The organism is Moryella indoligenes, assembly GCF_030812885.1.
Taxonomy (GTDB): Bacteria; Bacillota; Clostridia; order Lachnospirales; family Lachnospiraceae; genus Moryella; species Moryella indoligenes.
In genome coordinates this window covers 192,680-205,810 of the sequence record NZ_JAUSTO010000004.1, presented here as the reverse complement: position 1 = coordinate 205,810, position 13,131 = coordinate 192,680, and the positions used below count along the sequence as shown (strand labels likewise).

General features: G+C 47.7%; 11 protein-coding genes. All 11 read left to right on the top strand.

All coding sequences use genetic code 11. The features are described from left to right. The first annotated feature begins 3 nt into the window (after window positions 1-3). Window positions 4-1,932, top strand: a complete 1,929-nt coding sequence (mnmG, locus tag J2S20_RS04790) for a tRNA uridine-5-carboxymethylaminomethyl(34) synthesis enzyme MnmG (RefSeq protein WP_307253753.1) — start codon at window positions 4-6, stop codon at window positions 1,930-1,932. A gap of 40 nt (window positions 1,933-1,972) precedes the next feature. Next, the gene (gene rsmG / locus J2S20_RS04785) at window positions 1,973-2,680 is read left to right on the top strand and encodes a 16S rRNA (guanine(527)-N(7))-methyltransferase RsmG (protein ID WP_307253783.1); all 708 of its coding nucleotides are present in this window, start codon (window positions 1,973-1,975) and stop codon (window positions 2,678-2,680) included. 588 nt (window positions 2,681-3,268) lie between these two features. Beyond that, window positions 3,269-4,039 carry a ParA family protein gene (locus J2S20_RS04780; RefSeq protein WP_307253751.1) on the top strand — a complete coding sequence of 257 codons (771 nt, stop codon included), beginning with the start codon at window positions 3,269-3,271 and terminating at the stop codon, window positions 4,037-4,039. Further along, window positions 4,036-5,004, top strand: a complete 969-nt coding sequence (locus J2S20_RS04775; protein ID WP_307253749.1) for a ParB/RepB/Spo0J family partition protein — start codon at window positions 4,036-4,038, stop codon at window positions 5,002-5,004. Before J2S20_RS04780 ends, J2S20_RS04775 begins: the two co-directional genes overlap by 4 nt. Before the next feature lie 17 nt (window positions 5,005-5,021). Then, window positions 5,022-5,498, top strand: coding sequence for a DUF4446 family protein (locus tag J2S20_RS04770; RefSeq protein ID WP_106611122.1), 477 nt, complete (start codon window positions 5,022-5,024; stop codon window positions 5,496-5,498). Between the two features lie 79 nt (window positions 5,499-5,577). Next, window positions 5,578-6,948 (top strand): sensor histidine kinase, encoded by a 1,371-nt coding sequence (locus J2S20_RS04765; protein WP_307253745.1) that lies wholly within the window; start codon window positions 5,578-5,580, stop codon window positions 6,946-6,948. Further along, window positions 6,941-7,543, top strand: a complete 603-nt coding sequence (locus J2S20_RS04760; RefSeq protein WP_307253742.1) for a response regulator — start codon at window positions 6,941-6,943, stop codon at window positions 7,541-7,543. The genes J2S20_RS04765 and J2S20_RS04760 overlap by 8 nt, the downstream gene beginning before the upstream one ends. Before the next feature lie 243 nt (window positions 7,544-7,786). Next, a complete protein-coding gene (locus J2S20_RS04755; RefSeq protein WP_106611125.1) occupies window positions 7,787-8,227 on the top strand; it encodes a hypothetical protein in 441 nt (146 codons plus the stop codon). 439 nt (window positions 8,228-8,666) lie between these two features. Further along, window positions 8,667-10,829, top strand: a complete 2,163-nt coding sequence (locus J2S20_RS04750; protein ID WP_307253738.1) for an MSCRAMM family protein — start codon at window positions 8,667-8,669, stop codon at window positions 10,827-10,829. Then, complete coding sequence (locus J2S20_RS04745; RefSeq protein ID WP_307253736.1) at window positions 10,814-12,097, top strand: RNA polymerase sigma factor; 1,284 nt, start codon at window positions 10,814-10,816, stop codon at window positions 12,095-12,097. Before J2S20_RS04750 ends, J2S20_RS04745 begins: the two co-directional genes overlap by 16 nt. Then, window positions 12,084-13,100 (top strand): hypothetical protein, encoded by a 1,017-nt coding sequence (locus J2S20_RS04740; RefSeq protein ID WP_307253734.1) that lies wholly within the window; start codon window positions 12,084-12,086, stop codon window positions 13,098-13,100. Before J2S20_RS04745 ends, J2S20_RS04740 begins: the two co-directional genes overlap by 14 nt. Window positions 13,101-13,131 lie beyond the last annotated feature (31 nt).

Sequence of the window (13,131 nt, the reverse complement as noted above, 5' to 3'; positions counted from 1 at the left end):
TTTATGAAGCGAGTAGTAGAAGAAAGCTATGATGTTGTAGTTGTCGGCGCGGGACATGCCGGCTGTGAGGCTGCACTTGCCTGCGCAAGACTGGGGCTGGAGACCATCATATTTACTGTCAGTGTCGATGCCATTGCACTGATGCCCTGCAATCCAAATATCGGCGGAACCTCAAAGGGACATCTGGTGCGGGAACTGGATGCACTCGGCGGGGAGATGGGACATAATATAGATAAGAGCTTTATACAGTCCAGAATGCTGAATGAGTCGAAGGGACCGGCTGTACATTCTCTCCGCGCACAGGCAGATAAGCAGGATTACACGAGAGAAATGCGAAGGACACTGGAACAGACGGAACATCTCACCATACGTCAGGCGGAGGTCGCAGAGCTCATCACTGAAGAAATAGCGGATGGATTCGGCAGGAAGCGCTGTACAGGGGTCACTACAGTATCCGGCGCGCGCTATTACGCACAGGCAGTTGTTCTGGCCACAGGAGTCTATCTGAATGCGCGCTGTATCTATGGAGAGATCAGTGAGTATACGGGACCAAACGGTCTGAAGGCAGCAAATCATCTGACCTCTTCTCTGAAGGCAAACGGAATTCTCATGTATCGCTTTAAGACCGGTACGCCGGCGCGTGTGGACGGAAGAAGCATCGATTACTCCAAGATGGAGGAGCAAAGGGGAGATACGCCCATTATCCCCTTCTCCTTTGACACAGATCCGGAGAAAATACAGAAGGCGCAGGTCAGCTGCTGGCTCACACATACCGGAGAAAAAGCGCACGAGATTATTCGCGCAAATATCGACCGCTCTCCGCTCTATAATGGAAGTATAAAGAGCACCGGACCGCGCTATTGCCCCTCCATTGAAGATAAGGTAATGAAATTCCCAGATAAGGATGCACATCAGATCTTTGTCGAACCGGAAGGGCTCTATACACATGAGATGTATCTGGGTGGAATGTCGTCCTCACTGCCGGAGGATGTGCAATATGAGATCATACATTCAACGCCTGGACTGGAGCACGCAAGGGTCGTCCGGAACGCATACGCCATTGAATATGACTGTATTGACGCGCGACAATTGAAATCGTCTCTTGAGTTCAGACAGATAGAGAGACTCTTTGCGGGCGGACAGTTCAACGGAAGCTCGGGGTATGAGGAGGCGGCAGTACAGGGCTTTATGGCAGGGGTGAATGCTGCCATGTGCATACAGGGGCGAGAGCCGGTTGTGATAGACCGCTCTCAGGGTTATATCGGCGTACTGATTGATGATCTCGTGACAAAGGAAAGTCATGAGCCCTATCGTATGATGACCTCCCGCTCAGAGTATCGTCTGCTGCTGCGGCAGGACAATGCAGATCTGCGTCTGGAGGAGCTTGGCTACCGCATAGGTCTGGTCTCCGAGACGCGTATTCAGAGATTGCGGGAGAAAAAGAGTCAGATTGAAGCAGAAATTACGCGGCTGAAGAGCTGTTATCTGGGAGCCAATGCACGGGTTAATGAGATATTGGAGCAAAAGGGCTCCTCTCCGCTGAAAACAGGAGTGACACTGGCGTCATTGGTCTGCAGACCGGAGCTGAGCTATGATGCACTCACCGAGCTGGATCCGGAGCGTCCGATGCTTTCCAGGGCTGTGCGGGAACAGGTGAATATCGAGATCAAGTATGAAGGTTATATTCGGCGTCAGGAACAGCAGGTGAAGCAGTTTAAACGGCTGGAGAACAGGGCGCTGCCGGTGGAGATTGATTACAGTAAAATCAGCAGTCTGCGCATTGAAGCGGCGCAAAAGCTGAATCTGGTGAAGCCGCAGTCTGTGGGACAGGCCTCCAGAATATCCGGCGTGTCACCTGCAGATATCAGTGTACTGCTTGTCTGGCTGGAGGCAAGAGGAAGGAGTGCAGATGCAGAGGCAGGAGATAAATAAGGAGTGCGCCAAGACAGAGCGGGAATACTTTTCATTGTGGATGAGGGAGGCGCTTCAGAGCCTTTCGCTCCGGCTCACAGAGAGGCAGGAGGCGCAATTTTACCGCTTTTATGAGGATTTGATCGAAAAGAATAAGGTGATGAACCTCACAGGAATCACGGAGATGCATGCGGTGATTGTGAAGCATTTCGTGGACAGCCTCTCTATTGTTAAGGCAATTTCAGACCTTGGAGAAAAAGAATGGAGAGTCATTGACATCGGGACGGGGGCGGGTTTTCCAGGTATTCCCATGGCAATTATGTGGCCAAAACTTCATTTTACCCTGATGGACAGTCTGAATAAGAGAATTGCCTTTATTCAGGAGGAAGCAGCTCGTCTGGAACTGAAAAACATTGAAGCGGTACATAGCAGAGCGGAGGATCTTGCTAAAGACAGTTCCTACAGAGAGCAATATGACCTCTGCGTGTCACGCGCAGTGGCAAACTTATCCACACTTTCGGAATATTGTCTGCCATTTATCCACAAAGACGGAACCTTTATCCCATTTAAATCTGGACAAGTCGAAGAAGAAAGACGAGAAGCAAAGAAAGCACTCAGCATTCTGGGGGGAGTGGAGGATGCAATCATTCGCTTTTCATTACCGGAGGAGGAGGGTGAGCGCTGCTTACTTCGAATCAAAAAAATCAGAGCGACACCACAAAAATACCCAAGGAAGGCGGGCCTTCCGGCAAAGGAACCTCTGCGTTGAATAAAAGGTTTCACGTGAAACATCGCTGCTGCATGAAGCGAAAGGACAAAGAAAGAACAATTATTTTGGAAAAATCAGAGTTTTCCAAATAGGGATTGCAGCATTAAAAGCAAGACTCAGTTATAAAGGTTCCACGTGAAACATTATGCATCCTGAAATTTGGATGCAGGTACAAGATGAAACAATCAAGTATGAAGCATTCGGAGTGTTAATGGAAGAAGAAATGTCTCTTAAAGCATAAACGTTTCACGTGAAACCTATTCTGTGATATAATAGGAGCACTTGGCGAAAGCGAGCCGCAGGCGAAGGTTGAGCCTAGAGCGAGTCATACCCGGAGACTTAACGAGTGCGAGCAGAGCGAAGCAGGAGTTTAGCCGCAGGGATATCATAATAGCAAAGAGTTCCATAAAAGACCTGCACAAACTGAGTGATGACAACAAAATTATCGAGCGGCGAGAGATGGTTATATAGAAATAATTTGTAAAAGCAAAGCAAAATAGTTGCCATAAGGAAAGAAGAGATATCTGCACAAATGCTGACCCATATATGATTCAGTGATGGAGTCAGCATTTACAGTAAAGAGGAAAAATGAAAAAGATTATTGCGATGGCAAATCAAAAGGGCGGAGTTGGAAAAACCACAACTGCTGTCAATCTTGCTGCAGCTCTGGCAGAAGCAGAGCTGAGGGTGCTCGCTGTCGATTTTGATCCTCAGGGGAATCTGTCCAGTGGATTGGGCATAGAGAAAGATGAAACTGTCAGCTCAGTGTATGAACTTATCATGGGGCATTGCGAGATTGCAGATGCAATTCAGAGAAGTTATTCGCCTTATCTCGATATTATCCCCTCCAATATCAATCTTTCCGGGGCAGAGATAGAACTTCTGGATATGGAAAAACGAGAGGCAAGGTTGAAGGACTGTCTGAATCTGGTGGCAGATCGTTATGATTTTATTCTGATTGATTGTCCGCCTTCTCTGAGTTTATTGACCATTAATGCCCTGACAGCTGCGACGGATGTGCTTATTCCCATTCAGTGTGAGTACTATGCGATGGAGGGACTGAATCAGATGTTGAAGAGCATACAGCTGATCCGGAAAAAACTGAATCCGGAGCTTCGCATCAACGGTATTGTGTTTACAATGTATGATGCAAGAAATAACCTTTCTCAGCAGGTGATAGATAGTGTCAGAGAGGCGTTGCATGAGTATATCTACGAGACAGTAGTTTCAAGAAATGTTCGTGTCGCAGAGGCACCGAGCTATGGGATGCCGGTGACAGAGTATGACCCCAAATCCAACGGCGCTGAAAACTACAGGAAACTTGCCGCGGAACTTCTGTCCAGGGAGGATGGGCTATGAGTGTAAAGAAAACAGCAGCAAAAAGCAGGCGAGGGCTTGGAAAAGGTCTGAAGCTGCTTATGGGAGACATCGAGGAAGAAAATCTGAAGACTGATACAGAAGAGAAGCAAGCAGAGGAAGAAACAGTCTCTGGAAATACAGGGGCACATAAGAGTGTTGCAACAGAGACAGGGGAGAGACTGGTAAAGCTCTCAGAGATCTATGCAAATGAAAATCAACCTCGAAAGAACTTTGATGTATCCGACCTGGCGGAACTGACATCTTCTGTACGTCAGTATGGAATTTTACAGCCCCTTCTTGTTCAAAAGGAGGGGACAGGATATCGAATTATCGCAGGAGAGAGAAGATATCGGGCGGCAAAGGCAGCAGGATTGAAAGAAATTCCTGTCATTATCCGAAATTACAGCAGTCAGCAGGCGGCAGAAATCTCTATCATAGAAAATGTTCAGCGTGCAGACCTGAATCCTCTAGAAGAAGCAATGGCTTATCAGATGCTGATGAAGGACTATGGTCTGAAGCAGGAAGAGATTGCAGAGCGCGTCAGCAAGAACCGAACCACGATAACAAATGCACTTCGCCTTCTGAAGCTCTGCCAAGAAGTGCAGGAAATGGTTGCAGAGGGGGCGTTATCCGCCGGTCACGCACGTACACTGGTGAGTCTTGAGGATGCAAAGCTGCAGCGGGATATCGCCGCCATAGTAGTAGAAAAAAGCCTCAGCGTGAGAGAGACAGAGCGACTGGTAAAGCAGGCGGGAAAATCGAAGAAGACAGAAGGTACAAAAGAAAATAGACAGGCTTCCTATGATATTTTCTATCAGGAGTATGAGGACCGCATGCGTAGTATTCTTGGAACAAAGGTTCATATCAGCCGGAGAGATAAAAATAAGGGAAGAATTGAAATTGATTATTATTCTGCAGCGGAGCTGGAGCGCATCATGGATCTGCTGAGGAGCATTCGTCATTAATATTCGGAGGCAAACATATGCAGAATTGGCTTCTGATACTGGGTATGGCCGGGGAAGGGATACTGCTTATACTTGGTCTGTTGCTGTACCTGAAATATCGTAAACTGTACCACGCATACGATCTGTTTATGCGGGGAAAGGATGCGGAGAGTCTTGAGGACACGGTTATAGCACTGGGAGAGGAGATCAGAGATCTCAGAGCTGAAGACAGGGCAAATAAGGATGCAATACGTGTTCTAAATAAAAATCAGAGGGCATCCTTTCAGAAGTTTGGAATCGTCCGTTACAATGCATTTAAGGATATGGGCGGTAATATGAGCTTTGCAATTGCAGAGCTGGATTATACAAATTCAGGTTTTATTATCAATACAGTTCATTCGAGAGAGGGATGCTATCTGTATATTAAAACAGTAGATTGCGGGCAGACAGAAATATTGCTCAGTGCGGAAGAAAAGGAAGCCCTGGAACAGGCGTTGGGATACTTGAATCGATAAGATATAGAGCACGGAGAGAGATGCTGTTATGGGGAGAGGCATCAGAAGACGCTACTATGGATACGAAATACAATGCAATTTGAACCTGCTTTTGTGGGGATGTGCACTGATAGTATTGGGATTATTGGGAACGGCAGTCTTAACAGAAAAATTTCTTGGGATTTATCGAGGTTTACAAGAGGTACTCCTGTTTGGACATGCCGCTTCTCTTTTTATTGTGAGTATAAAAGCTGTCGCTGTAAGGGGAGTACAAAAGTTTCCACTCTATATAGGTGCATTTTTCTTACATGAAGGCATTCGCATTGAAAAAAGGAACAGGAGAAGTTTTGGCTGCACATTTGTTTTTACATTACTTCTGATGCTTCTGTTTCGCTGGCTCATCTTTCAGCTATACAGACGGTCCTGTGAGTGGGGCATTTCATCTTTTGTCATCTGGGTTCTGCTTCTCACAATTCTGTATTTAAAGCTGTCGTATACCAGAGTTTTTCATAGACTTATGATGCTGTTCTGCCTTTTAATGAGCATTCAGTGGCTGGAAGTGGCACCTGCACTGACGCATTATGGTTTCGGACTGGAGGGAATCGAAGCAGAAATCAAGATGGTAGCGGGCATACTCGGAGTACAGAAGGCCCTGCATTATTTCGCGTTATGGATGTCAGGATCCTGTTTTTTCTCTGCGGCGATACAATTTCAGGCGCTGCGATGGGCAAATCGACAGAGTTTCCTATATGCAAGTAAGAGGGAGACAGAGCAAAGGCAATATCAAACCCGGCTGAAGGAGATGAAACAGAAACACCGCTCGGAGCTGCAGCTAATGATACATCATCTCAAGACGCCACTCAGTGCAGCACAGGGACTGCTCGATTTGACGGCCCTTCTGCCGGCAGATGATGTGAGGTCTCATGAGTATATCAGAAGAGCCGCCTCTGTAATGAAAAGTATGAACCAGACTATTTCGCTCTGTCTGCATGAGAATCAAGTTGGAATCTTTACAACAGCGGAATTGATGGAAACTGTTCTGGGACTGCAGATGGCAGGACATACAAAAGAACTGATTGAGTATCAAAATATCAGCCCGAAGGAGGAAATACGGGGAAATAAGCTGCAGCTTGCCCATGCAGTTCACAATATTGTGGAGAATGCGATTCAGGCTGTGGACAAGCAAAGTGGAAAGATATATATCTGTGTAAAAGCGAAGGATCGATACATTCAAATTTCTGTGCGGGACAATGGAACAGGTATTTCTGAGAGGGAACAACATTTTATTTTTAAGCCCGGTTATTCCGGACATCATTCCAGTGGCATGGGACTGCCTGTTATGCGACAAATTATCGATCAGCACGGGGGATGGATTGCAGTTAAAAGTACCCTGGGGGAGTATACAGAATTTAAAATATATTTAAAGGGACAGGACAGCAAGGATGCGGAGGAAGAGAATACTTGTGCTTGATGATAGCAGAGATATACTGTATACATTGGAGCAGCTGTGCTTGTTTCAGAACTGGCAGCCATTTTTAGCAAGCTGCTTTGATGAGGCCGTTGAGATTTTACAAAACGAACAGATAGATCTGGTTTTGGTTGATTATTATATGCCGGGGATGAATGGAGTGCAGGTAATCAGAAAAATTCGAAGAAAAATGCCCAAAATTCCAATCATAGTGCTCACAGTGGCAGAACAGGAAAATATTTTCAGGCGGGCAATGCAGGCGGGAGCCAGTGATTATGCATTGAAGCCAATAAAAGTGATAGATCTGATTGCCAGAATCAAGGCCCATTTGAATTACACAGCACAGGTATTTACATTGAGAGAACACGAGAAGGGAATCAGTGCTGTCACCTTGGAGCAGGTAGAGAAAGTTTTGCAGAAGCAGGAGAAATTTCTTGAGCTCGAGGAGCTGGAGAAACAGATTGGTATCAAGAAAAAGACGCTGCATCGCTATCTCTTGTATCTGGTTCGGATGGGAAAGGTACAGGAACAGTATTCTTACGGGGAGCTGGGAAGGCCGAAAATTTTATACTTATGGAATCAAAATGTAGCTGGATGAATGTCAGAGTTGTAATGGAGAGACCTTAGTGATAGAGAAAAATCACTTTGGTCTCTTTTATTTGTCAAAAAATATATTTCAGGAAAAATGAAAGAAATAATGCAGAGAAAAATGAGAAAAAATAGAAAATAATCATAAAAAATAGTATCCTCGGCATGATATAAGAAAAAAATAAAGATTTTAATGAACCTTTCATCTGAGAATGTCGTCATTTTATAAAAGAGCGGAAAAGGAGCAGTACAGATGAAAGATATAGCCTATAGCAGAATGCCTCTATACTCCATGGTGCGCGAGACTATGGATCTCTCTTATGGAAGAAATTATCTGTTTCTATTATTTTTTGAGGGGACTGTAGAGAAAGGATTTTATATAGATCCCTATGAGGAAAACAGATTGACAATGTTCCAGAGCTGTAAGGAGCTGGAACAGAAGATAGAAAGACTGATTATTTGTTTGCAGGAGCAGGATAGGCGAGGTGAGTTGGTGAAGTGCTGCAATCGCTGGATTAAGAGGGGACTGCCGGAAAATATAAGCGCCGCGCTTTGTTTTTCCGTACTTCCAGATGGGACATGGAAGGGCCGTATTTATTGCAGCAGTGAAGGGGAGGAATCTTATTTTACCGGGCGTCATGAGCTGAGAGAACTGCTAAAGATAAAGTTTTGTGATCATTCCGATGTGGAATAAAGGGAGGGAGGTTGAAAGAGAAATGGGGAACAGAGAAGGATATTGGCGCTGGAAGGGGGTAGCAATTTTACTGCTGTCGCTTTTGATAGCTGTAGCAGAAAATGTGTCTTGCTGTGCGGCAGAGATACCCACACATTTTACGAAGGAAGCCATCATGGCGGCAGGCGTTGAAGATGAGAATTTTGCAGAGGCGATCTATGAGAGCATTGCAGAAAAGATAGAAAAAGATCATTTTCAATTAAATACATCGTGGAGTGTTAAAGATATTTTAGAAAATTATAGTAATGATAATTTAAGTAAAGGCTCTTCAATTATCAAGGCTTCAAATAAGGATATTAGAAGTATAAAGGGAATAATATTATTAAAAAATTGCAGTGAAATACGTTTATCTAAGAATCAAATACACGATTTAACTCCTTTATATTGGAATGGCTATGATTTGAATAAAAAATTATATTTCAATACAACGAATATTTTGATAGATGGCGGTAACTTCCAAAACATCATTCCTTCCGAACTCATTGGAACCTTCAATGGAAATATCACTGTGGACAGCACAATGTCCTTTGAGCCGGTGCAGCTGAATTATCTCTATGACGGACAGGCGAAAGAGGTCGGCTTGGATTTTGGGCTGCAGCTGCATGGCGCTGCAGGAGGTGTCTTCAATCAGGCATATTCGGAAGCTGAGACAGAAAACAAGGTAAAGGCGAGCTGGACCACATATGCAGATTATACCAAGCGCTACACAGGAACCAGAATTCGTTTTCCTGGCCTGGATGGAAGCCTGAGGATCGCTGCAAATGCAAATGAAAATCTGTCTCCCTATATGCCTGCGACAGTGCACTACTGGTCCGATAATCTTGTCGAGAGAAAGCTGAACCTGGTTTGGAATTATCCCTTTGAGACCCTGTTTTACAGAAGCCTGAGGCAGAATACCGAGGTAGAGCTGCGCGGCGGCATCGTTCTGACTAAGACAAATCCGGAGGGAGAGGGGCTGGAAGATGCGCGCTACGAGCTGTATCGGGTGCAGGGGGCTGTGAGGAGCCGCTATCCGGATGCGGACACGCTCTTTACGACAGATGCCGGAGGAGGCCTTGTGATCTCCGCACTTCCGGAGGGAACTTATGAGCTTGTGGAAACGGATGCGCCAGAGGGCTATCTGCTGGACAAAAGGCCGATCAGTGTGGAAGTTAAGCCGGGGCCAGCGACAGCAGCGGAGCGTATCGTTGGCGGCTATTCAGAAATCACGATCACGGAGGACGGCGCCGAGTTTCAGCCGCAGTGGGACAGCATAAAAGAGAAGGACGCAGCGGGACATACACATACGAAGCATATCATGCGAATGAAGAGCGGCAGTACGAGGCTTCTTCGCGCGGAAGCGCTCGGTGTCGATTGCTTTATCCGAAACGGCGGAGAGGGCATACAGAACTTGAAGGGCGAGCTGAATCCCGGAACGGGTTACAGTGAAGGAAGTGGGACAGAGCTTAGACTCTATGCAGGCAGCGCAGAGCTCGGAGTATACCACAGCGCCGGGGAGCTCAGAGCAGCGCTGAATCAAATTCTGACGGAAAAAGGGATGGATGAGGATTTTGGGAATCTCCGTATCGAGGCGCATTTTGTCTATGAGCAGACAGATCCGTCCCGGTTTACGGTTGTTCGGCAGGTCAATGAGCCAAAGCAGAATACGCCACCGGGAAAGGATGAGCCGAAGCCACTTTCGATTGAGCGTCTGAAGCAGGTGCGTGTAAAGAAGATATGGAGTCAGGAGCATCACCCGGCGAGAGCTCTATTTCGTTTGCTGCTGATTCTCGGAGACAGAAGCACGCGTGTCGTCGGGAAGACAAAAGAAGCAGAGATGCAGAATGGCTGGACGGCGGAGTGGAGTTTCAGGGAGATCAGGCGCGAACTCGTCGGAACGAGCTCCGACGCCCTGAAGCCGGGGGCAGGCAAGGGCAGTGACAGCAATGCCTCCCCATCCAATGCCAGACTTTACGATGAGGATGGTGTACTTCTGGATGGAATGGTTCTGGACGATCTGATTCTCGGTATACGGGTTGAGGAGGTAGATACTCCGGAAGGCTGGTCAGCCGAGTACAGCGAAGGACGTCTGGACAGCCAGGGAAATGCCATGTTTCTGGTCCTGAACAGGAGAAAACCGGAAAGGCCGGATGAGCCCACAGAGCCGGAGAAGCCGTATAAACCAGATGAACCGACTGAGCCGGAGAAGCCGACAGAACCGGGCAGGCCGAAAAAGCCGGAACGTCCGGGAGGATCAACAGAGCCACATGGCCCGGTGCCTCCGGAGCAGCCGCCTGTCTCAGAGCTGCCGGAACATCCGGGAGCCCCAAGGCCGGAGCCGCAGGAGCATCGTATTATAAAGCGGCTTGTGGGACTGCCCTATGGAAGAATAGGGGAAGTAGAAGGGCAGGATGCAGTCCGCAGAGTGCGTGCCCGTGTCCCTGAGATGGGAGAAGAGGCAGGAAATCCCATGCTGAGGCTGGCGCTGATCTGGGCTGTTGCAGTGTTTCTGTACCTGCTGACTACAGCGTTGCGGGACAGGCTGGGAAAGGGGAGAGGAGAGAAGAAATGCAGAAGGAGCTGAGAGGACTCAGTGCACAGGAGCAGTATGTCGTGGGGCTGGTTCAGAGCTATCAGTCTGGAGATCTGGAAGCCTATAATAAAATTTATTCTCTGAGCTATCCAGGAATATATTATTTTGTTTTAAAAATGGTGCGAGATCAGTACGAGGCACAGGACATCACACAGGAGGTCTTCGTAGCAGTATATCAGAACCTGAAGAAGTTGAAAGAACCGCAGAGCTTCAAAAAATGGATCAATCGCATCGCCTGGCACAGCACCATAGATTATTTGAAATCAAGGCGCATGAACAGCACAGCCGGTTGCGATCTGGATGCGCTGCTGGAGACAGATGAGCTGGAGGAGCAGATCTCTGATGCCGGAGAACAGATTCTTGCGACAGAACGGCATAATGTGGTTATGAGTGCAGTGGATCAGCTGAATCCAATGCTGCGCACCACTGTGCTGCTTCGTTTTTTTAATGATCTGAAGGAGAGAGAGATCGCCGAGATCATGGATGTGCCGCTTGGTACAGTAAAACGGCGCCTGATGATTGCCAAAAAACAGCTGTCCGGAAAGCTCACCGGTATGTATTCTGTATTTCCGTATTTCTTTCTTCGTCATTCTGCAGCAAAGCAGTGCCGCAGGGCATTGGGCTGCGCAGAGGCCGCAGTACCGGCAGCACTGTGGAAGAGAGGAGCGCTTGCGACCGGGGTGACGGCGGGAATTGCGGCAGCTGTAGTGATGCAGGGACCGTCCATACAGGAGCTTTACTACTATGGCGATACGCACTATGTCAACGAACAGACCGTGGAGTGGACTGTGAGCAGTGTATTGCCGATTAAGGAAGTTTGCATTGAGGGGAGGAGCTGGAGGATTGAAGAAGAAAATGGACTGTACAGGGTGAATATCCCGGAAAATGGCAGCTATATGCTTACTGTGACAGATGTGGCAGGGCAGAGGGCAGAGCAGCCGCTGGAGATCACAAATATTGACTCTGAGGCACCGATTTACTGCACGTACAGAGAAGAGCACGGCAGCCATATGCGGCTGCGCTTTCAGGACGCGCTGTCCGGCATCAATTGGGAGCGGACAGAATTCAGAAATGTGGATGGAGAGCAGATTCAGGCGACAGCGATTGACAGACAAAAGGGCGAAGTTTTGTTTCCGGCGGACTGTTTTCCGCTGGAGATTCAGGTCGAGGATATGGCCGGGAACTACAGTGTTTATGCATTGCAGCGCAACACGATAGAATATTTTGAGGATGAGGAGGCAGCGGATGAAGAGATATAAGAGACAGTTCCTGTTCCTTCTCTGCCTTTGTACATTTTCTGCCGTAATTGGTACAGAGGCCCTTGCAGATATGAAAACGGTAGCAGCTGATCAGACAGAGGATTTGACGGAGATTATACCGGAACAGCTTTCAGTCACAGAACTGACAGAGGCAGAGGGCGAGGTCTGTGTGGAGCCGGAATTCTCCTGGCTGGATGAGAAACAGGAGAGCTTCCGCCTGAGTTATACAGTCACGAATCAGAGTGATATGGTGATTCCGGAGACGGAGCTTTGCGTCTGCTTCCCGGAAACCGGAGTGCTGCGTTTTGATAGCTGCGAGCTCACAGAGGCAGGGGAAACAGATGTCAGGCTGAATCTGGAGCAGGATCAAAGCTGCATGAAGCTGTTCGTCTCAGATTTTCCGATTCAGGCAATCTGTAGAGTGACGGCGGCGGGCAGGGCAAAGAGAGGAGGTGCTGTCCGTGCAGAGAAGCAAATAGAAAATACTGTCGGAGCAGAGGGAGTCGAAGTGCAGGACGGGGAGCTCAGCGCTGCGGAGGAGATGGAGATCTCACTGATTCTGCGCGGCTATGGTTTGGAGCATTCAAACCGGGAGTTATTTGATATTCCATTGAGAGAGCGGGCTGTACAGCTGAGGCGCAGCGGAATACTGGTGATTAATCTGATGCAGTCAGGAAAAGTTCCAATGCAGGAGCTGATGCTCATAGGGTCTCTGGCGGGGCTTGAAAAAAGTGCCTATGGGAAGAGCAGCCGGAGAAGACCTGCGCTGTTTACAGCGCAGAGCGGAGAGGAAGGGCACAGGAAGCTGCACTTTCTCTCACTGTATGAAAAGAATCAGAGTGGAGGCGCTGCAAGAGTGCGTATGATCTTCGTATCACTGCTGATCGCGCTCTTCAGCTTTGCAATATCAGAGAGAATCTGTACACGCAGAGCACTCCGGCGTGCGGAGCGGCAGCGCAGCTTTTCTGCGATTTCGAAACAGAGTGCAGGTGACAAAAATTAAAAGACCGGAAAACCAGAATTCTGGTTTTCCG